Source organism: uncultured Sutterella sp. (assembly GCF_937923675.1).
GTDB lineage: Bacteria > Pseudomonadota > Gammaproteobacteria > Burkholderiales > Burkholderiaceae_F > Sutterella.
Genome location: NZ_CALDXB010000030.1, coordinates 17,613 through 40,562 on the forward strand (window position 1 = coordinate 17,613; position 22,950 = coordinate 40,562).

The 22,950-nt window shown below is 61.1% G+C and carries 16 protein-coding genes; 5 read left to right on the forward strand and 11 right to left on the reverse strand.

Going from position 1 to position 22,950, the window contains the following annotated elements; translation table 11 throughout:
* Positions 1–5: 5 nt before the first annotated feature.
* From Q0106_RS04100 to Q0106_RS04130, 7 genes are read right to left on the reverse strand one after another with little or no spacing between them, the layout of a single operon-like run.
* Positions 6–1,061 (reverse strand): 4Fe-4S dicluster domain-containing protein, encoded by a 1,056-nt coding sequence (locus Q0106_RS04100; RefSeq protein WP_297609191.1) that lies wholly within the window; start codon positions 1,059–1,061, stop codon positions 6–8.
* A complete protein-coding gene (locus tag Q0106_RS04105) occupies positions 1,051–3,402 on the reverse strand; it encodes an FAD-dependent oxidoreductase (protein ID WP_297609194.1) in 2,352 nt (783 codons plus the stop codon). The genes Q0106_RS04100 and Q0106_RS04105 overlap by 11 nt, the downstream gene beginning before the upstream one ends.
* 14 nt (positions 3,403–3,416) lie before the next feature.
* Positions 3,417–4,031: a 4Fe-4S dicluster domain-containing protein gene (locus Q0106_RS04110; protein ID WP_297609197.1), complete on the reverse strand. Its 615-nt coding sequence runs from the start codon at positions 4,029–4,031 to the stop codon at positions 3,417–3,419.
* Between the two features lie 26 nt (positions 4,032–4,057).
* Positions 4,058–4,747, reverse strand: coding sequence for a molecular chaperone TorD family protein (locus tag Q0106_RS04115; RefSeq protein WP_297609200.1), 690 nt, complete (start codon positions 4,745–4,747; stop codon positions 4,058–4,060).
* Between the two features lie 29 nt (positions 4,748–4,776).
* Complete coding sequence (locus Q0106_RS04120) at positions 4,777–5,661, reverse strand: hypothetical protein (RefSeq protein WP_297609202.1); 885 nt, start codon at positions 5,659–5,661, stop codon at positions 4,777–4,779.
* 15 nt (positions 5,662–5,676) lie between these two features.
* Positions 5,677–6,270 (reverse strand): 4Fe-4S dicluster domain-containing protein, encoded by a 594-nt coding sequence (locus Q0106_RS04125; RefSeq protein ID WP_297609205.1) that lies wholly within the window; start codon positions 6,268–6,270, stop codon positions 5,677–5,679.
* 14 nt (positions 6,271–6,284) lie between these two features.
* Positions 6,285–8,960, reverse strand: a complete 2,676-nt coding sequence (locus Q0106_RS04130) for a molybdopterin-dependent oxidoreductase (protein ID WP_297609208.1) — start codon at positions 8,958–8,960, stop codon at positions 6,285–6,287.
* Positions 8,961–9,514: 554 nt separating this feature from the next.
* Between Q0106_RS04130 and Q0106_RS04135 the strand changes: the two genes are divergently transcribed.
* Positions 9,515–11,308 (forward strand): AAA family ATPase, encoded by a 1,794-nt coding sequence (locus Q0106_RS04135; RefSeq protein ID WP_297609211.1) that lies wholly within the window; start codon positions 9,515–9,517, stop codon positions 11,306–11,308.
* A gap of 113 nt (positions 11,309–11,421) precedes the next feature.
* On the opposite strand, the gene Q0106_RS04140 is transcribed toward Q0106_RS04135, so the two are convergent.
* From Q0106_RS04140 to Q0106_RS04150, 3 genes are all read right to left on the reverse strand, one after another.
* A complete protein-coding gene (locus Q0106_RS04140) occupies positions 11,422–12,735 on the reverse strand; it encodes a CapA family protein (protein WP_297609213.1) in 1,314 nt (437 codons plus the stop codon).
* Positions 12,736–12,949: 214 nt separating this feature from the next.
* Complete coding sequence (locus Q0106_RS04145) at positions 12,950–13,408, reverse strand: hypothetical protein (RefSeq protein WP_297609216.1); 459 nt, start codon at positions 13,406–13,408, stop codon at positions 12,950–12,952.
* Positions 13,409–13,517: 109 nt separating this feature from the next.
* A complete protein-coding gene (locus Q0106_RS04150) occupies positions 13,518–14,474 on the reverse strand; it encodes a LysR family transcriptional regulator (RefSeq protein ID WP_297609219.1) in 957 nt (318 codons plus the stop codon).
* A gap of 128 nt (positions 14,475–14,602) precedes the next feature.
* On the opposite strand from Q0106_RS04150, the gene Q0106_RS04155 reads away from it, so the two are divergent.
* The 4 genes from Q0106_RS04155 (at position 14,603) to Q0106_RS04170 (ending at position 21,473) form a co-directional block, all read left to right on the forward strand.
* Positions 14,603–16,180: a TerB N-terminal domain-containing protein gene (locus tag Q0106_RS04155; protein WP_297609222.1), complete on the forward strand. Its 1,578-nt coding sequence runs from the start codon at positions 14,603–14,605 to the stop codon at positions 16,178–16,180.
* Positions 16,181–16,233: 53 nt separating this feature from the next.
* Entirely contained in the window at positions 16,234–17,559 is a 1,326-nt protein-coding gene (locus Q0106_RS04160; protein WP_297609225.1) for an ATP-binding protein, read from the forward strand.
* A 16-nt stretch (positions 17,560–17,575) separates the two neighbouring features.
* The gene (locus tag Q0106_RS04165; protein WP_297609228.1) at positions 17,576–19,966 is read left to right on the forward strand and encodes a DEAD/DEAH box helicase; all 2,391 of its coding nucleotides are present in this window, start codon (positions 17,576–17,578) and stop codon (positions 19,964–19,966) included.
* A 97-nt stretch (positions 19,967–20,063) separates the two neighbouring features.
* A complete protein-coding gene (locus tag Q0106_RS04170) occupies positions 20,064–21,473 on the forward strand; it encodes an amidohydrolase family protein (RefSeq protein WP_297609231.1) in 1,410 nt (469 codons plus the stop codon).
* A gap of 104 nt (positions 21,474–21,577) precedes the next feature.
* Here Q0106_RS04170 and Q0106_RS04175 read toward each other — a convergent pair whose 3' ends face one another.
* On the reverse strand, positions 21,578–22,825 hold the full coding sequence (locus tag Q0106_RS04175) for a sugar transporter (RefSeq protein ID WP_297609234.1): 1,248 nt from the start codon (positions 22,823–22,825) through the stop codon (positions 21,578–21,580).
* Positions 22,826–22,950 lie beyond the last annotated feature (125 nt).

Sequence of the window (22,950 nt, forward strand, 5' to 3'; positions counted from 1 at the left end):
CGCAGTCACGTCCGATAGACCGGAGCATTGATCAGCCCCGAGAGCTTATCCTCCCAGGTATCGAACGCCCGGGCGTCATTCTTTCGGGCGAAAAGCGTTTTCGCAGGCGTCGGGAAGACTTCTTCGAGCGACGCCGCTTCGTGAAGCGTGACGGCGTTCATGAAGCAGATGTCGGCGCAGAGCCGGCAGCCCGTGCAGGCGCCGGCGTTGAGAAGAAGCCTGAGCGTTCCGCCTTCCCCCTGCGATTGAAGTGCTCCCGTCGGACAGACGGCCGGGCAGAGCGCGCAGCCGGAACATTTCGCGGCATTGATGCGGGGCGCCGAAAAGAGCTTTGCGGCTTCCCGACTGTCGGCTTTCCCCGATTTTTCGAGGAGACGCTTGAGCGCTTGGATGAGTCTCAAGCGGCTGTCCGGGATCCGCACAAAAGGTTCTTCAAGAAGCGTTTTGGCGATGCGGCTTCGCGCCTCCTGAGTCTGAGGCGAAAAGGCGTCCTGAGGCTCAAGCGCAGCGCCGAGCCTCGAAAAGAAGCGGCGCCGGCCGGCGTCGACTTTCGGGGCGCCCCGAAGGGCTTCGAGCTTAAGAGGGAGATGGAGCTCCGCGCAGATTTTCCGCACGATTTCGATTCGGCTCGTGATGTCGGAAAGCTTTTTTTCGTCGACGCTCCCCGGCGCATAAAGAAGCCTGATTTCCTTTGCACCCAGAGCAACGGCGAGAAGGATCCAGTCGACCGAGAGATGAAGGAGCGAGGGAAGAAGAATTTTCTTCCCCGTCGCTCCGGCATTGGTTGCGGCAAAGACGATGCGGCCCTGAGGCGCCTCCCGGAGGAGGGCATCTTCCAAAGCTTCGCTTGTAAAGGCGGGCGCAATCAGGGCGTCCTCCGGGCAGACGCTCGTGCAGGCGCCGCACCCGGTGCACCTTGAGGCGGCGAAGAGGAGGCGCTTTTCCTTCAGGACGAGCGCTTCTTCCGGGCAAATGTCGACGCAGGCCGTGCAGGTCGAGGAGATGTGGCGGGTGCGCAGGCACCGCCTTCCGGCAAGAAGCGGCTTCGCGTCATCGTGCATGATGAAGTTCCTCACAGAGGCCGAGATCCGAAAGAATCGCTTCCGCGGCAGTTCTGCCGTCGGCAACGGCTTCGGCCGCGAGCGCCGCGCCCCGGACGGCGTCGCCTCCGGCATAGATGCCGGGAACGTTCGTGCGGGTGTTCGCTGCTTCGATCCGGCCCTTATCCGTGAAGCGTACGCCGAGCGCTGCAATCCACGGGTGCGGTTCCGTGCGGAAGCCGCAGGCGAGAAGAATCAGATCCGCAGGAATTTGCCGGATTTCGCCCGAAGGGACATGACGAATGTCGAGCGCTTTGACCGCTCCCGAGTCATCCGTGCAGATGCGCTGCGGGATGGCTTCAAAGAGAAGCTTCGCGCCTTCCTCGCGGGCGGCGAGGACTTCAGACGGGATTGCGCGGATTTGAGTTTCGGGCTTTCTCGCGATTGCGAGCACAGAGGAGGCGCCCTCGCGAATGGCGGCCCGCAGGCAGTCCATGGCGGTGTCGCCGCTTCCGATGACGACGACGCGTTTGCCGCGGACTTCCGCTGAAGCAGGGGGCGCTTCCGCGTGCTTTTGAATATCTTCCGGGAGCATCCGGAACGCCGAAGCTGCAAGGTAGGTTTTGGCCTCTTCCACTCCCTTGGCCTCTTCGCCGGGGATTCCCGGGGAAACGGGCTTCTCGGCACCCGAAGCGATGAAGAGCGCATCGGCATCTTTAAGAAGCTTCGCGGCGGAAGCGTCTCTCCCGACTTCCGTTCCGAATCTGAATTCAACGCCCATTCTCGAGAGCATCCGGCGGCGCCTCAGAACAAGCTCCTTTTCGAGCTTGAAGGCGGGAATGCCGAAGGTGAGAAGTCCCCCTGCGGCAGGCGCGCGGTCGCAGACGACGACGCGGAGGCCGGCCTGGGCGAGGATGTCGGCTGCCGCGAGACCGGCGGGCCCCGCGCCGATGATGACGACGGATCGATTGAAGTTCTTCCCCGGGCGCTTCGGCTCCCAGCCGCGCGCAAGGACGCGCTCAACCGCGGCGCGCTCGAGCGAGGCAATCGGGACGGCGCCGCCCGCGACGGGACAAACCGATTCGCAGAGATGCTCAGACGGGCAGACGCGGCCGCAGATTTCCGGCAGCCGCCCTTTCTCAAGCATCAGGAGCGCGGCGTCGCGCACGCGCTCTTCGCGAAGGAGCGCCATCCAGGCCGGAATGTCGGGGTGCTGCGGACAGGCCCTGACGCATGCTCCGCATTCGATGCAGCGGGCGCTTTGTTCCCGCATTTCGGAGAGCGTCAGGGTGCCGACGGCGGGAAGAAATGTCGTGCGGCGCTTTTCGAGCTCAAGCGGCGCGCCCGTCCGGCGCTGTGATCGCGGCTTCTGAGCGTCTGAAAGTTCCACTTTCCCCGGAATCAGAGGAAAGGTGATGGCGCCTTCCGGGCAGCTTTCGGCGCAGCGCCGGCATTTCGTGCAGTGCGCATGGCTTGAGCCTCCGTCAGGCTCCGTGAGCCGGATCCCTTCGGGACAGGCCGTGGCGCAGACGCGGCAGTTGAGGCCTTTCGACTCTCTGAGGCAGGCCCGGCTCACCGTCGGACGAAGCGTCCGGTTGAAGCGCGAGAGGAGCGTCATCAGGGCGCCGAGCGGGCAGAAGTTCCCGCACCAGCGGCGAAGAACGAAGATTTCAAGGAAGAGAAAGCCCGCAAAGATCGCGATCGACCAGGAGAGGTCGTTCACCTCGAAAAGCCGCCAGAGCGCGATGAGAAGCGCAAAGGTGAGGCCTACCGGACAGATGAGGCAGAAAACGGGAAAGCCGAAGACTGCGGACGATGCGAGCGCGCCCGCGAGAACGGCAAGAGGACCGGCATTCCGGGCGCCCGGGGAACGGGAAGAATGTTCGGTTTCGGCTTGCGCTTTCCTGACTGAAGCTGAGGCGCTCAAGGCGGGTTCAGCTTCCATGGCGCAGTTGGCCGGAGACGACTGCGCGCAAGCAAGAGGACCGGCGGCGGCTCCCTCAGTCTTTTCTTCATGCGGAGCGCCGGGCGCTCCCCGGGTTTTCTGCTCATCAATCCGGACTTCGTCGCGCTTCCTGAAAAGGCGCTTCAGGAGCGGTACGGGACACACCCAGCCGCAGAAGATGCGCCCGAAGATCGTGCAGATGAGGAAAACGGCAGCGAGTCCGAAGAAGGCCTGCGGGATGAAGGTCTTCTCGGCAAGCATGACTTCTATGGCGCCGAGCGGGCAGATGAGCGCAATGTCCTTCCAGCCGAAGCTCGAGAGCGTTCCCCAGCCGGTATGCCAGAGAAGCCCCGCGGCAGTGAGAAGCAGAAAAAGAATTGCCGTGAGGGAGCGGAGAACTTTGGATGAAATCTTCATTTGGAGCCTCCCTCTCAATCAGACGGCGCTATCGAAAGCGGCCTCACGACGATGCCGCGCTCCGCTTCTCCGCGCCAGGACTGGTAGACGTGCGAGGGGCAGATGAGCTCGCATTTGCCGCAGCCGTTGCACTTTTCCGCGTTCACGATCGGGCGGTTTCTGGGGTCAAGGTCGATCGCCTCATAGGGACAGGCTTCATGACATTTGGTGCAGGCGCCGGTTCTGAGCGCAATGCAGGAGTCGGTGACTTCCGCGAGTCCGATTTTTGCCGTTTCCGGGTCGAACGCGGCAATGGCGCCCGTCGGGCAGACTTCCGCGCATTTCTCGCAGAAGTCGCAGAAGCCGAGCCGGAAATCCATGACGGGCGTGCGAATCGCGAGGATTCCGTCGGAAAGCTTCCCAGCGCCGATCACATTGGTGTGGCAGACGCTGCGGCAGCGGTCGCATCTGAGGCACCGGGCAAGGAAGCCTTCGGGCGAAACGGATCCGGGCGGACGAACGAGATGGGATTCCCCTTCGGCGCTTCCCCAGGCGCCGAGCAGAAGGAGGCCGGCCGCACCGGCGGATCCTGCGAGAAGTCCGCGGCGATCGAATTTCGGGGGAGATTTTTTCTGGCTTCCGGCCGGCATGTCGGGGTCCTTCTTCTTATTGCCGGTCAGGCTTCTGCCTGCGGCATTCCGTCGTTTTTGAGTTCCTGAAGGAGGTCCTTCAGAAGCGCTCCGTCCACGATCAGGAACCCTCGCATGAACTGAGCGACGGCCGGGTAGAAGGGCTTTTCGGCATAGCGCTCGACGTCGCGGGCGAAGCCCTTCGTCCAGTTGAGGAGATGGTCCCCGAGGAACGACGCCTGCGCCTCAAGACTCGCAGTCACGGCTTCCGAATCCCCGCGGGCGGCGAACTTCATCGCGTCGCGGCAGAGCTGCGCCATGAAGTCGAGTTCGAGCGCAATATGGTCTTCGTGAATGTCGGAGTGCTCCTTCCGTGCGAGGCCGTGGCGGCGGTAGATTGCGCAGACCTTCTCCCAGGCTTCCTGCATGACGAGTCCCTGCGGGCTCGTATAGACGGATTCGTACGGATAGGCGGCTTTTCCGCCCGTGACGCCTGCGCCGATGAAGATCCGGGCATAGTCGACGGCAAGGTCCGTGAGCGGATCGCCGCCCGGGTTTTTGAGCCAGTCGCCGAGCTTTGCGGCGCCTTCCTTCATCGCTTCGCTCGGGTAATCGGCCGTGAAGTCCATCGAGCGGATCTTCTCGAGGAAGGTCCCGTCGATTTCCGTCTCAAAGACGCGGGAAAGAAAGACGTAGAGGCCGCAGCGGCTCTGGAAGAAGGGAAGAAGCTCTTTCATTTTGAAGTGAAGTCGGTTGGAATGGATGGTCAGAAGAAGCGCCACTCAGGGACGCCGAGCTTGAGGACGCTCCAGCTGAAGGCTGCGGAGCCGAGGGCGGCGAGAACCGTGAGAAGGAGCGCAGGTGCGGCAATCCCTCTAACTTTTCCTGCCTTCGATTGGACTCTCCTTCGAATCGCCCGGGCGATGAGTGCGGGGCAAATAATGCCCGAGAGGAGCGCGCCCATCCAGAAGGGAAGCGCGAGGTCGCCCGTGAGAAGCCTCCCGGCGGTCGGCGCATCGGAGGGCGCTTCGCCCAACCCAAGCCTCGCGAGAAAAATGAGGAGGCCGAGTGCGGGAAGAAGCGGCGTGAGGATAATCATCCGAAGCGCGCCTTCGCGGAGCGTGTTCTTCCCTTCCTCCTCAAAATCCTCCCGCCGTGCTTCAAGGTCGGCGATGAGAAGAAAAATGGCGGCGCCGGCCGAGATGCTCCATCCCAGAGCGGGAAGCCCCATGGCGAGCGTGTGCCAGCCGGCGCGCCAGGGCATGTAGAGGGAGAGCGCGGCAAAGACTGCGGCGAGCGTGCCGGCGATGCCGGCGAGGGCCGCAGCGGGCTTTGTCGTTCGCTCAAGCGCTCCGCGGCCGGCCAGGACGAGGTAGAGGAGAAGAAGAACGAGGGCGCTCCCGAGGCTCGCGAATTCCCGGAAAAGCCCGGTGCCGGGGTTCCTCAGGACGCCGAAGATGAGTTCGGGCCGCCCGAAGGAGAAGGCCGCGGCTGAGCCTCCGAGAATGAAGAGGAAGAGCGCTGCGAGCGCCGTTCTTTTCACAGCGCGCGCTCTCACTCCCATGCATTCGCCGAGGGCGAGCGCAAGTGCGGCTCCGGCGCCGAGCGTGGCGCAGAAGAGGAGCGTGAAGAGCGAGAGCGCGTTCGTCATGCCGGCAATCCCCGCTTAAAGCATCTTCGGCGGGTTGGCCTGCCAGTCGCCCGTCTTCTTGTGCAGGATGTAGCGCACGGTCGGGTGGTTCCCCGAATCCGGCATCGAATGCACGTTTTCGGGGCCGGCGGCGGCAATGACCTTCGAAACATCGCTTTCCGGATCATCAATGTCGCCGAAGAAGCGCGCCTTGGCGCAGCAGACCTTGACGCACGCGGGCTGTTCGCCCACGGCCTGAAGGTGCTGGCAGAGCGTGCACTTTTCGACCACATTCGTTTCCGCGTTGTAGGAACGCGCGCCGTAGGGGCAGGCCGCCATGCACATCTTGCAGCCGATGCACTTTTCCTTGTCGACCAGAATTTGTCCGTCCTCGGTCTTGTAGGTCGCGCCCGTCGGGCAGACCTTCACGCACGGGGCGTCCTTGCAGCCCTGGCAGATGGAGGGGAGAAAGTACTGCTTGATCTCAGGGAACTTTCCCATCGGACCGATCGAGAGCACCTTGTTGTAGTGCACGCCGAGGGCCACGTTGTTTTCCTGCTTGCAGGCGACTTCGCACGCAAAGCATCCGATGCAGCGGTCGAGGTCGATAACCATTGTTTTCTGGGTCATGATCGTTGTCTCCGTCAGAACTTCGCGTCAGGGGTCGTGTCGGTCGGCTGCGGGAGCCAGGGCTTGAAGTCCTCTGGCTTCTGCCAGATGCCTTCCGGAGCGCCGGGCGCCTTCGAGATCTGCACCTGGAAGCCGCGCAGCGTATAGGTGCCGACCATGTCGTTGAAGGGAGCATCGTTCTTCGAAAGAACATTGACGTTCGCTTCCTGCCAGCCGCCCGTCTTCGTGTCGAGCGTTTCCGGGAACCAGAAGCGCTCCATATAGACGATCCGGGGCGGGATGCCTTCGGTGAGGCGGACCTTCCCGCGGATGCGGCCGCGGAGCGACTCAACCCAGACCCAGTCGCCCGTCGCGACGGCATAGTCCTTCGCCGTCTCGGGGTTCACCCAGATTTCGGGCACCGGGTAGATTTCGCGCAGGTACGGAATGTTGCGCAGCGTCCCGTGGTGGTACATCGGGAGACGCCCGTTCGTGAGAACGAGCGGATACTTCTTCGCAATCTCGCCCGAGGGGCTTTCCGCCGGCTCAAGGTAGTAGGGAAGCGGGTCGTAGTCCTTCTCGACGGGCGGGAGCTTCTGGAGCGCATAGGGCTTGCCGGTGCGGCCGAGTTCGATGAAGACGTCGCCGTAGAGCTCGAGCTTCTTCGTGGGCGTTCTGAAGCCCTGGGGGAGCCCCGTCTTCGGATCCGTCTTCTTGTAGACGTAGTAGGAATTCCACTTCTCGTAAGGCATGTACGTGACCGGATTGTGCTCGAGGAGCTCCTTCCAGGTCATGTTGATGCGCTTGAGTCTTCCGTTGAGGAGCTCTTCCATCGAATCCCAGTAGGCGAGGTCGTCCTTCATGAAGGCGGGATCGCAGGCGCGCTTGCAGTTGTCGTTCCCGAGTTCGGCGCAGCGCTTGATGAGCTTCGACCAGAAGAGCGTTTCGTCCTCGGTCTCCCAGACGTGCGCCACGGCCTGGCGGGCGAAGACCATGTTCATGCATTCGACGAGCATGTTGGTCTCAAGCCATTCGCGGGCCGGAAGCAGAATGTCGGCGAACTTCGAGAAGGATGTCGGATACATGTACATGTGAACGACGAGGTCCATCTTCTCGAGGGCGGGAACCCAGGAGGCGGCATTGCCGTTGACGCCGAACTTGTTGCCCGAGCGTTCGAGCCATACCTTGAGGGGATAGGGCTTTTCGGTGAGGATCGCGTTGAGGATGGCCGAAGGCTGGCCGGCGTCCCACTGGAGGAGCCCCTTATGTTCGTTGGAGCCGAGTCGCTTCGTGAGCTGGCCTTCGGGAAGAAGGTAGGAGCAGCGCGTGGCGAGGCTCCCGGCAGGAACCACATTGCTCGAGGGATTTCTCTGCATGAGGGCGCCCGGGCGCTCCACGTTCCCCATGAGGGCGTTGAGGATGACGGAGCCCATGGCGGCCTGGACGGAGTTGGGCGTCTGGTCGGTCGCAACGCCGAGCGCGATGCCCGCAGGGCCGTCGGCGTACATGAGGATCGCTTCCTCAATCTTCTTGGCATCGAGCCAGCAGACTTCAGCGCCCTTCTCGAGCGTCCAGGGCTCGGCGCGTTCACGGAGGCAGCGGAAGCCCGTCTTGTACTTCACACCCTGGAATTCAAATTCGCCGTCGAGCACGGGTTCGAGCGCGTCGTCCCACGGATAGCGGATCGCCTTCGGGCTCTTCGTCCTGGCATCCCAGACGACGAAGGTCTTCGCGTCTGCTGCCGGATCGAGCTCATTGGCGCGCACGAGGCGCTTCGTTTCCGCATTGACGAGATAGGGAAGGTTCGTCCACTTAAGAACAAACTCATGGTCGTAGAGGTTCTTTTCGATCAGGTAGCGCGTCCAGCAGAGCATGAGCGCAACGTCGGTGCCCGGACGGATCGGGAGCCAGATGTCGGACTTTGCGGCATCGGGCTGGAAGCGCGGGTCGATCGAGATGGTCTTCACGCCCTTGGCGCGAAGTTCGACGAGGGCGCGGCCGCCGCCCGCGGTGCAGCTGTAGGAGGCGTCCGTGCCCCAGAGGACGAGCGTCTTGATTTCCGTATTGGGGTTGTAGATTTCGCGGGCGGATTCGTCGGCAATCGAGGTCGAGGGACCGCCGTACATGAGGTCGTAGGCGAGCGTGCGCGGGAGGTAGCACTGCGCGCACCCGGGCTCGTACCAGTTGGGGGTGCCGAAGGCGTTGCAGAAGCGCGGAATGCCGCGGAAGGCGGGATTGCCGCCGCCGCCCGTCGTGACGAGAACGGATTCGGCGCCGTACTGCCGGCGGACTTCCTCGAGCTTGTTGGCGATGATGTCGACTGCTTCCTTCCAGGAGATGCGCTTCCATTTGTTCTCGCCGCGCTTGCCCACGCGCATGAGCGGGTACTTGTTGCGGTTCGGGTGGTAGAGGGCGCTTACGCCCGCAAGCGCCTTGGCGCAGAGCGAGCCCTTCGACATCGGGTATTCGGGGTTGCCTTCGAGCTTCACGACGCGGCCGTTGCGCACATGCGCGAGGACGCCGCAGTTGTGAATGCAGGCGCGGCAGCAGGTCTTGACGATTCTGGTTTCGCCTTCCTGAGCGGCGCCGGGAACGGCAGCCTTTGCGGCAGGCACAAGACCTTCCGAGATCGTTCCGGAAAGCGTCGCGGCGGCGCCTGTGGCGGCAGCTGCTTCAAGGAAGCTTCGGCGGGAGATTTTGGGGAATTCCATGGCTGGACTCCTGGGTGACGGGAAACGCTTGCGGTCTGCCTTCATGTGAGGAATGGGGCAAACCGTTGAGACGGAAGCAGGTGCGGCTCCCTGTTGTTCTGATCTTTTTGAAGCCGCTTCTCTACGTCTTTCGGCTTAGTTTCTTAATCTCCCGATGATTGCGCCATACAGAATTTGAAAGCTAAGTTGTTGTTTTCGCAAGAATATTTTGAGAATGATTCTTATTTACATAAAATGCCATATAAAACAAGAAATAACGTTCTTTTTGATGCCGTCATCCGACGGCAGGGAAGCAGGAGGAATAACCCTGAGAGAGCGTTCGGGAGCGATATGAGTGCTGCTGGCGCTGGTTGGATTTGAGGGGGGAAACCGTGCGGCATGGAACGCTGAATCAAAGCTTGATTTAGTACCTCTAAAAGAGTATGAGTGCGATTGCTTCGGGACTGCGTTCGAAAGTTATGGAGCATGCGGCGGCAGCGAACGCGCGGGATAGTCGGGTGCAAAAAGGCTCGTGATAGACTCAAAATCACCTGTTGCAGCATTTGAAACTCGCTATGAAAAAAACGCTCGTAGTCGGCAATTCGTCCTTCGTTACTCTGATCGAGGATGAAAACTACTATGTCGATAAAACGGCCTTCATTAAGGCGGTGATGGAGTCGGGCCATTTCGTGGATCTCATTACCCGGCCGCGCCGTTTCGGCAAGACGCTTTTCATGGATACACTCAATGCCTTTCTCACGATGAATCCCGAGACTTCGGGCGGTAAAACCAGGCAGCAGGCATGGTTTAAGGGCCTGAAGATTGCCGAGGACAAGCCTTTCTGCGAAAAGTTCCTTGGACAGTTTCCCGTCATTTTTCTTTCTTTGAAAGGCGTTGAGGGACAGAATTTCCAATGGGCATATCGGAGCTTCTCCCGCAAGCTTGTCACGGAGGCAAAAAGGCATGAGTACTTGCTCGAGAGCCCTCGTCTAAGCGATGAAGAAAAGACGATGCTGCGGAACTACTCCTCACAGATGTTCATGCGCGAGTTGTCGCATCTTGATTTAGCTGAGAGCTTCCTTGGCGATATGATCGCGATGCTCGCAAAGCATTATGAAAAGCAGGTGGTGCTCCTCGTTGATGAGTACGATGTTCCGCTCGCGAGGGCTGCCGAGCGCGGATACTTCTCCGAAATGTGCGATCTTCTGAAAGCTTTCCTTGACCCGTTGAAGCCGGAAACCGGGCCGGTCGTCAATGGTCGTCCTGTATTGAAAAAAGCCGTCTTCACCGGGTGTCTGCGCGTCAGCAAGGAGAGCATCTTCACGGGCGTCAACAATTTCACGGCCAACACGGTCTGCACGGAGAATGACCCGGCGCTCGCAGCTGCCATGGGATTCACGCCGGATGAAGTGAACGAAATGCTCCGGTACTACGACCTCGAGTCGGTTCGTGAGATCGTGAAGCACTGGTACGACGGATATCGTTTCGGGAGGCAGGATATTTATTCGCCCTGGGATCTGATCAGCTTCTGCAGCAAAGCCGCTAAAACATCGGATCCGGCGGCCCGAGTGCCGGAAAATTACTGGACGGCGACAAGCGGGAACATCGTTATTGATGAATTTCTTGGGTTTTTGTCTGATGCTGATGCCGACAGAATGCAAATGCTGGTTGACGGCGGCGTCATTGAAGTCGAGATTAATGAGCAGCTCACTTACGCGGACATGGCTTTTCACAAGTCGGAAGACTTCTGGACGCTTCTTCTCTTTACGGGCTACTTAACTGTTGCAGAACGGCTGGCTCCGAAGCACTTCCGCGTAAGAATCCCCAATGAGGAGATTCGTCAGACTTTTAAGGAACGTGTTCTTGCCCGGTACTCGGCAGAGAATCGATCCTTTGCTCGCCACGGTTCGAGGCTTGTGCAATCCGCATTTTCCGGTGATGTGGATGGGATGGCATCGGTGCTCGCACCGCTCCTCAGAACTTACGTTTCGGTGCGCGACGCTCAATCCAGAGCTCCGGCGGAGAACTACTATCACGGGTTCCTCTCGGCGCTTCTGGCTTCTGCAGGCGATCAAATACAGAATTTCAAGTCGAATATCGAAGCGGGCGACGGCTATGCCGATATTGTCTTCGATTCGGGAGCCGGTTCGGAAAAGACGGGCGTTGTCCTGGAAATCAAGCGCGCCGGGCGTGATGAAAATATGACGAGCGTTCTCAATTCGGCTCTGGCGCAGATCGAAGAGAAAAGATACGGCGAAATCTTCGACCATATGGGCTGCGCGAAGTACTACGCCTATGGGCTCGTCTTCCGTGGGAAAAACTGCCTTGTCGGAGGCGGCACGCTTCGGATGATCGGTTCGAGCCGCTGATGCCTGGTCGCCGGGCGGCGTCCTCCAATTTTTCCTCCTTTCTCATTCTGAGAGAGGAGGATTTCCAGCCGGAACTTGAAGAAATTCCGGCTGCGCTTGATCGTCAGCCGGCTTTAAGGCGCCGCATCCTGATTGAGCTTCAGACAGCCGACGCCATCGCGGATTTCTATGTCGGTACCGTAGCGTTCTGAGAGCTTCCGGAGGTGCTCGAGCGTGATATTCGAATGGGAGAGCTTCGGGATGCCGCGCCGGGATCTCGTCCCGTGCTGGGAAAGATCGATCGGATAGAGACGCACGTCCCTGATTCTTCCATCTTCGATCGTCCAGCTCGGCATGACAGCGCGCCAGATGTTCTCCTGCACGATGTAGCCACGGGTGCCGTTCTTCGAGCGGTGGTCCATGTAGTCGCCTATCTTCATGTCAATCGGCAGTCCCTTCGAGCTGAAGGCGTCGAAGGGCTGGAGCGCAACGGTTTCGGTTTCAAAGATGAAGTTGCCGATGCTGTAGAAAATCAGGCCGTTCTTATAAACCTCGATGCCGCGCAGTTCGTGCGGACCGTGCCCGATGACGACGCTGGCGCCCGCATCAATGCAGGCGTGGGAGAACGTTTCCAGAAATTCTGCGGCGACGGTCGAGTCGGTGCCCCGCATTTCGTGCGCGTGAAGGCTCACGAGAACAATGTCGGCCTGAGCGCGGGCGCTGCGGATCTCGTCGATCGTGCGGGCGAGATCCTTCTCGTTCGGAACCGTTTCGTTGTATTCCGCTTTGTCCGTCAGCGCGAAGAACATGCTCCCGAGCGGAAGCGTGCCTTCGGGGAACGGGGGCCGGTAGCCGTTCCTGATGCTCAATTCCGCCTTGGCGTTGATCTGTGAAACGGCGGCGAGCGTCTTCGCCATTTCAAAGTGTTCCGGATTGACGTGATGAATGGTTCGGAAGCGGAGCGGATTAAGGCCCGGGCGGCCGCGCATGGTGCCGCTCTGACCTCCGGCAGCGGCTGCGGGATCAAAGGTCGCGGTGATGCCGATCAGTGCAACTCGGGCTTCCCGGGTTTCGAGAAAGCATGCGCCAGCGGCTTCCTGAAGCGTATTGCCGGTGCCGGCAAACGTCATCCCTCTCTCGTTGAGGTGCCTGATCGTGGCGCTCACGCCCTCCTGCCCGAAGTCGCCCGAATGGTTGTTCGCGGTATTGAAGAGGTTGAAGCCGAATCGCAGCATGTCGTCGAGCATCGAGGGATCGGTCATCGCCCATGTGCCGCCTGATGCCGCGGCCGGCCAGCCCTCCTGCCGATGGAAGGTCATTTCGAGGTTGGCGAATTTCACGTCGTGCGCTTCAATGAGCGCTCTGAGTTCGTCAAAGCCTTCGTAGCCGTCGGCTGCAATATGGCGGGTGATGAAGCTGTCGCCGGTAGCAATGAAAGAGGTCTTCATGATGGGACTCCCCGGAGGATCGATAGAGAGATTGACGGCAGACGGGCAGATTTAAAAAATCAGCCCTTTTCTTTAAATAAGCGCGCGGCTAATTTAAATTTTGTCGGCTTGCGGGAGCAGGAAACCCGGCTCCTTATTCCTGAAGGCGTGTGCGAAGCTGAAGCGTACGAGGCTGATTGCCGCCGGATTGCCGGGTTAGCTGCCGGGAAGATGGTTACGGCCAGTAGTAGAAGCCGGGGGCAAACCGCGGACCCCAGAACCAGGTGTTGTCCATGTAGAGGCGCATGCGGTCTCTTTCGGCCTCCGCCGCGCGGGCGCGCTCCTGAGCCCGGCTGAGCGCAAACTTCAGGTCTTCATCGAGCCCCGGCGCATTTGCCGGACGCTTGAGTTCAATCTGAGCGCCGTAGCGGAAGTCCATCACGGTGTAGGGATTTTCGGATTCCGCACGGGCGCCTGAAGGCCACGTCGCGATGAATCCGGGGATCCGGCCGCCCGAGGCCTCCAACGCATCCTTGTCGAAGGGAATGCTGACGGGGGCTCTGCCGTAGGTGGTCGAGCCCTCTGCACTCGAAATCATGGCGCCTTCCGGGTCGCTCGATACCTGCACGTAGGTCGTGCAGCCGGAAAGCAGCGTGAGCGCGAGAACCGTGCCCGTGAAGAGAAGTGAGCGCATGGAGAATGCTCCGCAGAAAAATGAGGCGAAAAGGAGAGACTCGCCTCTGAGAAAGCATACATCCCGAAAAAGTCAGTACTTTGCAAAATATGCAAGCAGAGGCAACGGCTTATCGGTCGGGCTCTTCGACAACGCCGAGGCGCCTCGCTTCCGCTCTGGCGCTTCCGACGATGACGCCCCGCACCCACTGCAGGAAGAGATCGGAATGCGTGCCCTTATGCCAGACGACGGAGGGCGTAAAGGCGCTCATCTGCTGAGGCGCCGGGAGCATGCGCAGTTCGTAGCGGTCGTCGCGAAGAAAGTTGAGGAGCGTGAGGACGGGCGCAATGTAGGTGAAGTCCGTCTCCATGAGCGCGCAGGGAACGGCGAGATAGTAGGGCATGGCGATCCCGACCTCCTGCTGCGCATCAAGGGACGGCCCGAAGTCGGGCGCTCCCGCATTATTCATTTCCACCTTGCGGTAGGGCCGGAGGTCCTCGGGGGTTAAATGCCCCTTTTTGTTGTAGAGCTCAATAAGCGGGTGGCCCTTCCTCACGAGAATGCCGCGGCGGGAGTGGTAGAGCTCGACCACATGGAAGTCCTTCGGCACGGTTTTGAGGGGGTAGATCGCAATGTCCGCACGGCCCGTGCGCAGGAGTTCGAGCATCTGCGGATCAATGGCCTTGATTTCAATCGTGGCGTTGGGGGCGTCCTTCGCGAACCGTCCGATGGCTTCCCGGAGAATCGTCATGACGGCATTGTCGACGCCGAGAATTCTGACGGTGCGGCGGGTGTTGGCGAGGTCGAAGGCGTCGCTGCTGAAGAGCGACTGGGTGAGGGAGAGAAGATTCAGAACTTTCGGAAGCATCGCCCTCATGCGCGCCGTCGGGAGCATCTGCAGGCCCGCGCGCACGAAGAGTTCGTCCTGAAAGGCTTCGCGAAGCGATGAGAGGCGCCGCGAGGCCGCACCCATGCTGAGGCCGCGGCTGCTTGCCGCCTGTGTGAGGCTCTGCGTCTCAAAGAGCGTGACGAGAAACCTTAATTCGTCCAGACTAAGGTCCGGCTGGGCCTTATCGAGCATTTCCATTTTCTTTTCCTCGCGCAGAGTCCTGATGAATACATCGTAGCGGAAGCGGCAAGGTTTACGCGCGGAGCGGCCGCACGCATTCGCGGGTATTCTTTTCGTCTTGAAAGACGGCAGGAGAGATTTTGAGGATGGAAGAGCGCATTTTTACCGATGAAGTCATTCCGAGGCACGAGGAACGGCTCGAAGCCAGGCGGGTTGATGAAGGAGCCCTTCCGGAGCGCATCCGGCAAATGCTCGAGCTCGGCGCCCGGGCTGAAGCGAACGGCCAGGGCGAGGAGCGGGTCTTCAGGCTTCAGGCGGAATTCATGGCGGACTGGGATTTCCCGGATCTCCATCGGTCGTGGTTTTCGGCCTACTATCCCACCTACGCCCGGATGTCCGGGCCTCAGCTTCTTTCCTATTTTTCCTGGCGCACGCGCTGGAAGGCGGGCGAGCGGAAGATGGGCGCTCCGGTTTCCTTCGCCTTTGTTCACGTCTACGAGCTTCTGAACGGCGCGGGCGCTTCGGGGCCTCTCGATGCTTTTGAAAAGCTTTCCGCCTTCTGGGAGGAGTATCGGAAACTCGACTTCACGCTCGACCGCTATGTTCCGCAGTGGCTCGACGACCTGGTGGTCTACGAGGGGCTCGACCAGAGTCTCATGCGGCGCGAATACGTGCCGAAAGCGGACCGCACGACCGCCGATGTCGTTGCGAAGCTCGAGGCCGGCGTCGACTTTGATGCCGACCCGGAATTCGCGGAAGAAACTTTCCGGCTTCTCTGCGCGCGCTCGTCCTACAAGCTCGAAAAATCCTCCTTCTGGCCGGGCCACGAAAGGGAACTGAAGCGGCTTGTGCTCGAAAGCTTCAGAAAGCTCAGGGACCGCTGCGCCTTTGGCACCGACCGTTGGTTCGGCACGCGCTATATAAGAGATGCAGAGCTTTTCGCTTCCGCCGTTTTTGATTTTTCGCGCCGCCCGGAAGACCGCATCTATACGATTTCGCCCTTCAAGCGCTGGGTTTGCGAAAAGGGATCCTGGCGGCTTGAGGAGCTTTTTCCCGAGCGTGCGGCGCTGCCGGAGATCAGCGCTTTTCTGAAGGCGGCGGATGCGGAGCTCCGCAGCGCCCTTGGATGCAGGAGAAAGCTCTCTGTTTCCGATCCGACGGGCGAATTCACCCGCGCCGTGCGCGAGGTGCTCGGCGACTGGGATGAGGCGAGGCGAAAGGCCGCCAACCCCGTGCGGCAGCTTGATTTCGGGCGCCTTGCCGGCATTCGTGCGGATGCGCTTGAAACGCAGGAAAAGCTGATTGTTGAGGAGCCTTCCGAAGAGGAGCTTCCCAGGGTGGAAAAGGCCTTCCCGGAGGCGGCAGCGTCCGGAGGCGTCGACGAACCCGAAAAAAGCGCATTCGCTGCGACAAAAGCCGGCGCATCGATGGGCGATACTCCCGAAGGCACGCCTCTGGCCGATGAATCCGAAGAAGTTCCGCAACCATCTCCGGAGGATCCGGACGCGCTCTCCTCCGGGGACCGGGCGCTTCTCGAGAGCCTTCTCGCGGGAAGCTCTCCTTCGGATCTCCCCGGCGGCGCTTCTCCCGAAATGACGGCCGACCGCCTCAACGAAAAGCTCTACGATGCGTTCGGCGACGCATTCCTAGAGGTTGTCGGCGGGAAGCTCTCCCTCATTGAAGACTATGCTGAGGATCTGCGGGAGCTGCTTCAGAGCTCCTGACGGCGGCTTCAAAGGCGTTATTCAGCTGTAAAAACCAACATTTCGAAGAAAACATGGCTCAAGAGCAGAAAGTTCCGAAACGCATTGCCCGCACGGTATTGAATGCCCTGAAGGGCGGCGTTGTGCCGCGCATCGGACTTCCCTACATTGCCGTAGGCCGCAAGAAGGAAATCGATGCGCTTTTGTCCGACATTGAGATCGTGAGCGAGGGAGGCGCCTCGGTGCGCTTCATTACCGGCCGCTACGGTAGCGGCAAGAGCTTTCTCCTCCAGACGATACGGGCTTATGCGATGGACCGCGGGTTCGTGGTGGCCGACGCCGACCTCTCGCCCGAACGCCGCCTTCAGGGGACGAAGGGGCAGGGGCTCGCGACCTATAAGGAGCTCATGCAGAATCTCGCCACGAAGACGATGCCGGAGGGCGGGGCGCTCACGCTTATTCTCGAGCGCTGGATGAGCGCGATCCGCGCCGGGCTCGCTGAAGAGAACATTCTCCCCGGCAATCCCGCCTATCTCGCGCAGGGCGAGAGCCGCATTCTCGCGCAGATCGCAAAGCTCGGCGAAGTCGTGCACGGCTATGAATTCTCGGCGCTCCTCGTCAACTACTTCCGCGCCATGACCGCGGGCGAGGACGAGGTTCGCGCCAATATCGTCAAGTGGCTGCGCGGCGAGTACGCGACGCGCGCCGACGCGAAGCGCGATCTCGGCGTCAATCTCATCGTCACGGACGACAACTGGTACGACTTCGTGAAGATCTTTGCGCTCTTTCTGCGGGGCGCGGGCTACTCGGGGCTTCTCGTTCTCATCGACGAGCTCGTCAATCTCTACAAGATCCCCAACAGCATTTCGCGCCAGTACAACTACGAGAAGGTCCTCACGATCTACAACGACGCGCTGCAGGGCCGCGCGCGCTATCTCGGCATTCTGATGGGCGGGACGCCCCAGGCGGTTGAGGATCAGCGCCGGGGGCTCTTCAGCTACGAGGCCCTCCGCTCGCGCCTCGCCTCGGGGCGCTTCAGCGAGGAAGGCCGTCAGGATCTGATGTCCCCCGTCATCCGGCTCGAGCCCCTCACGACCGAGGAGCTCCTCGTTCTCATTGAAAAGCTCGCGCACATGCATGCCGGGCTTTACGGCTACCCCTGCAGGCTCGGCGAAAAGGATTTCGCGCGGTTCCTCGAGATCGAATACGACCGCGAGGGAGCGTCGAGCCACCTCACGCCCCGCGAAATCATCCGCGACTTCATTGAGGCCCTCAACCTCTTCATGCAGCATCCGGACCTCACGGTGGAGGCGCTCTTTAAGAGCGACGAATTCGCTCCCGCTAAGAAGGCGGAAGCGGACGGGGATAAGGAAAAGCTCTTCGCGGAATTCGACATCTGAGTGAGAGGGAAACGTCATGCCGTCCATCTTCAGCCGCTATGCGCCCTTCGTGCAGGACTTCATCTACAGGAACGGCTGGGAGCGCCTGCGCGGGATCCAGGTGGCGGCCGGGGATGCGGTCTTTAATACCGATGCGCACGTGCTCCTTACGGCATCGACCGCCTCAGGGAAGACCGAGGCCGCCTTTTTCCCGATCCTCACGCTTCTTTCGGAAAACCCTTCAGCTTCCGTGGGAGCGCTTTACATTGCACCTTTGAAGGCCCTCATCAACGACCAGTTCGAGCGCCAGACCGACCTCTGCGCCGAAGGCGGCATTCCCGTCTGGTCCTGGCACGGAGACGTCGCGCAGTCCAGAAAGAAGAAGCTCCTCGAGCATCCTTCTGGGGTGCTCCAGATCACGCCCGAGTCGCTTGAAGCAATGCTTCTTCGAAAGCACGCGATGATCCCGACGCTTTTCGGCGACCTCCGCTTCATCGTGATCGATGAAATCCACTCCCTCATGCGAAGCGACCGGGGGCTTCAGACCATGTGCCTCATCGAGCGCCTCTCGCGCCTCGCAGGAACGGAGCCCCGCCGCATCGGACTCTCGGCCACGATCGGCAACACGACGCTTGCGGCGGAGTTTCTGCGGAGCGGCTCAAAGCGCCCCGCCCTCGTGCCGAAGGTGGATTCGCCTCCGGTGCGCTGGCGGCTCTCGATGGAGCATTTCTGGGCCGGGGGTGAAGAAAAGCGCGCGCCCGATGCTGCAGTTACGGAGGTTTCCTCCGACGCCCGCGCCGTGGCTCAACCCGGCGCGGCGGAAAAGGAAGAGCTCTCGCGCGCCTCGGACCTCGCGCCCGGCGGCGCGGACCCCGGCATCGGCTACATCTTCGAGCATACGCGCGGGCGAAAGTGCCTCGTCTTCTCGAATTCCAGGGAAGAGTGCGAGTTCGTGACCTCGACCCTTCACAAATACTGCGAGCTGCGGCACGAGCCCGACCGCTTCGCCATTCACCACGGGAACCTCTCTACTGCGATCCGGTCTGATGCCGAGGCGCTTATGAAGGATGAGGAGAAGCGCGTCACCACCTGCACGACGGCAACGCTCGAGCTCGGGATCGATGTGGGGCGCTTGGAGCGCGCCTTTCAGATCGATGCGCCCTTTACGGTTTCGGGGTTTCTGCAGCGCCTCGGGCGCACGGGCCGCCGGGGCGAGCCGCCCGAAATGTGGTTCGTGATCCGCGAGGACGAACCCGAACCCCGGGCGATGCTTCCGGAAACGATTCCCTGGAAGCTTCTGCAGGCGATTGCCGTTGTGGAGTGCTACCGCGAGGACCGCTGGGTGGAGCCGCCGAAGCTCGACCGCCTCCCCTACAGCCTTCTCTACCACCAGACGATGATGACGCTTGCGTCCGAAGGCGAAATGAAGCCCGCCGAGCTTGCCGGCCGCGTGCTTACGCTTTCCGCTTTCCGCAGGATTTCGCCCGACGACTACAAGGTCCTTCTGCGGGGGCTGCTTGCGAGCAACCAGATCGAGCGAACCGAGACGGGCGGACTCATCGTGGGGCTCCAGGGCGAGCGGCAGCTCGCGAGCTTCCGTTTTTACGCGGTCTTTCAGGAAAATGAAGAGTTTTCCGTGCGCTGCGAATCCGAGGAGCTCGGCACCATCGTGCGGCCGCCCCCTGCCGGGGAAAAAATCGCCATCGCGGGGCACGTCTGGCGCGTCGAGGACGTGGACCTGAAGCGTCACGTCGTCTGGTGCTCGCGGGTTGAAGGCACCGTTCCCGCCTTTTTCGGGCTCTGTCCGGGCGACATCAATACGTACATTCTGGAAAAGATGTGCGCGGTGCTCCGCTCCGACGCCGACTACCCCTACCTCATGAAGGGCGCGCGCGAGCGCCTTCATGAGGGAAGGCTCGCGGCCTTCCGCGCGCGTGCGACGGAGACGCCTCTCATTCCCCTGGGCGAAGGCCTCTGGTGCCTGCTGCCCTGGCTCGGGACCTATCCCTTCCTTGCGCTCGAGCGCCTCATTCGCCTCCATGCGGCCCGAAGGATCGGATTGAAGAGCTTCGACGCCTCGCGCCCCTATTTCATTCTTCTCAGGATGAAGGCGGGCGCAGCGGAATTCTTCCGCGCGATCTACGAAGCGGCCGAAAACCTTCACGATCCGATGGAGCTCCTCTATCCCGGAGAAATTCCGGTCTTTGAGAAGTACGACGAATTCGTGCCCGGGGAGCTCGTGCGGAAGGGCTTTGCCTTTGGAGTCCTGGGCGTCGCCGAAATGAAGGCGAGAGTGCGCGGCTGGGCGGGCATCTACGCGGGCAAAACGCAGGCGATTGCAAATCCCGCGGCCTCGATTGAGGAAGACCTTCCAGACGCCGGCATTTTGGGAGCATCATTAAGGGATTCAGCGGGAATCAGACCCTGATTCCTGCAAATCAAAAGGACGGGCATTCGTTTCCCGGAAAAACGTCTCGGAAAGTGAGGCGGCTTGGCTCGTCCTCGATAAGAAAAGGAGAGCAAACATGTGGGATCGAATTATTCGCGGCGCCCGCGTCGTGGACCCGAAGAACGGCTTTGACGGCATCGCGGACGTCGCGATCGAGGACGGCCGCGTCGCCGCCGTGGCGACGTCGCTCGCCGGCCGGGCAAAACTCGATGAGGAAGCCGACGGCCTCGTGCTGATGCCGGGCCTCATTGATTCGCACCTTCACCTCGGGAGCGTTTTCGGGTCTGCCTACGGTCAGCGCATGGCGGCGCTCGCGGGCGTCACCACCTGCCTCGACATGGCCGGTCCCTTTACCGACATTCTTGGAACCATTCCCTATGCGGGGGCCGGCATCAACGTCGCCTCCATTGAAGGCTTTTCGCCCGACGCCCTTTTCGGGACGCTCTCGCCCTCGCGGGGAGAGATCCGCTCCTGGCTCGAAAAGACCGTTGAGGCGGGTTCCGTCGGCGTGAAGCTCATGGGCGGCCACTGGCCGCTTCCGCTTGAAACCTGCCGCAGCGTGGTTGAGATCGCAAACGAAATGGGCGTCTACGTTGCCTGGCATGCGGGGTCGACCACTGCGGGCTCCAATATTGAAGGCATGCGCGAGGTGATCGACGCCGTGAAGGGTCTGAAGCTTCACCTCGCCCACATCAACGCCTACTGCCGCGGCCGCATCAATCCGGTTGAAGAGGAAGCGGCTGAAGCCATCCGCCTCCTGATCGAGAATCCCAACATCTGGTCCGAAGGCTACGTGAGCCCGATGAACGGCACGATCCTCACCTGCGACGAGAAGGGCGAGGTGATCGACCACGTGACGCGCACGTGCCTCAAGACCTACGGCTTCCCGATTACGGCGGACGGCATCCGAGGCGCCATCAGAAAGGGCGTTCTCTTCGTCGTGCGCGATACGGGAATCATTTCTGACCTTGCCGGAGGCGAGGAGGCGATACGCTTGTGGGAATCCGCGGGCACGAAGACCGCGGGGAGCTTCCCCGTCAATCCCGCGCTCTCGCGCCTGATGATTGCAGAGGCAAAGCGCCCTGACGGGACCTTCGTGGTCGACGCGATCTCGACCGACGGCGGCTGCATCCCGAGAAACGTGCAGATTTCGATCGGCCTCTCGCTCGTCAAATTCGGCGCCCTCACGCTCTCTGAATTCGTGCAGAAGACGTCGCTCAACCCCGCGCGCCATCTGAGGCTCTTCGACCGCGGGCATCTGACCCCCGGCGAAGCTGCTGCCGACATGACGCTCTTCCGGCTTGAAACCCAGGAGGTCGCGGAAACGATCGTGGGCGGCAGAACCGTCATGAAGAAGGGCCAGCTGACGGGCAGGGGCGCATCGCTCATCACGACGAAGCACGGCCGGGCGTCCCTTGAATCCCAGGGCTTCCGCGTGATCGAGACGCGCTTTGACGACGCGGAGCCGGAACGCATCCGCATCTGATTCGTCTTTACTGACGAAATGACAAAAGGAAAACGGGCGGCGCTTTTTATTGAAGCTTCCGCCCGTTTTCGTGTCCGGGAATTCTGGAAAGATCCTTTTTGGGATCAGGCTTTCTTCTGCGTCGCTTCCGGAACGGCCGTGCCGGGTTCGCGCGAGAGGTCCTCGTGGGGCAGGATTGCAGAGCCCGTCTTTGCGAGAAGGACAAGGCAGAAGACGGCCGAGACCGTGATGAAGCCGCCGCCCACAAAGCTTACAGGCGCAAAGCCGAAGTGCTGCGAAACGAGGCTTCCCACGAAGGCGCCCCCGCCGATGCCGATATTGAAGATCCCGGAATAGAGCGACGTGGCGACGTCGGCTGCGTCCGAAGCAACATTAAGCACCACGGTCTGGAATGCCATGCAGATCGCAGTCTGCGCGGCGCCCCAGACGAGAATGAGCGGCAGAAGCGTGCCCCAGGAAGAGCAGAGCGGAACGAGGAGGTAGAGCGAAAGCGCAAGGAGGACGAGCGGAACGGTAAGCGACCCCGAGGGGAAGCGGTCGACCGTCTTCGAGCTGATGACGGTTCCGATGATGCCCGCGAGCCCGTAGATGAGAAGCACGTTGACGACGTCGTTCTCAAGCATCCCGCCCTCATGCTGCAGAATCGGGCTGATGTAGGAATAGGCCGTGAACTGGCCGAGCACCGTGATCGCCGTGAGAGCATAGAGCTGCAGGAGCGCAGGGCGCTTCAGAATGACGGGGAGGCTCTTCACGGATCCTGCCTTGGTGCTCGGGCATTCGGGGAGCACCATCCAGAGGAGCGCAAAGCAGACTGCGGCGCCGAGCCCGATGATGAAGAAGGATTCGGCCCAGCCGAAAAGGTGACCGAGCTTGGTGCCGATCGGGACGCCGAGCACGGTGGCGACAATGGTGCCGCCCATGACGGCCGCAAGCCCCACGGCGCGCTTCCCCGCGGGCGCCATGCGGGCCGCAAGCGGCGTCATGATCGACCAGAAGACGGAGTGCGTGAGGGCGACGCCCACGCGCGTTGCGTAAAGCGTCGCAAAGCTGTCGACGAAGATGACGGCAAAGTGGCAGCAGGCGAAGACGACGAGGAGGAAGAGGAGGAGCTTTCTGCGCTCGAACTTCGCGGTCGCAAGCGCGAGCGGGAGCGACATGATCGACACCACCCACGCGTAGCCCGTGATCACGAGTCCCATGAAGGAGACGGTTTCATTGAGGCTCTTTGCCATGTCGGGAAGAAGGCCGACGGGCAGGAATTCCGACGTATTGAAGACGAAGGCGGCAAAGGCGAGGCCGATGACGGGAAGCCAGGCGCGAAAGCCTGAGCGTGCGCGCTGCGGGGCAGTCATAAGGGGAAAGCAGAAAGAGAAAAAAGAATGGATTTTTTCGGTGCGCATCGTAGCACGCCGGAATGAGGGAAATCCCGCGGTTTTCTGAGGTGTATCTCCGAATTGAGCGTCCCTGCGTCATGAAT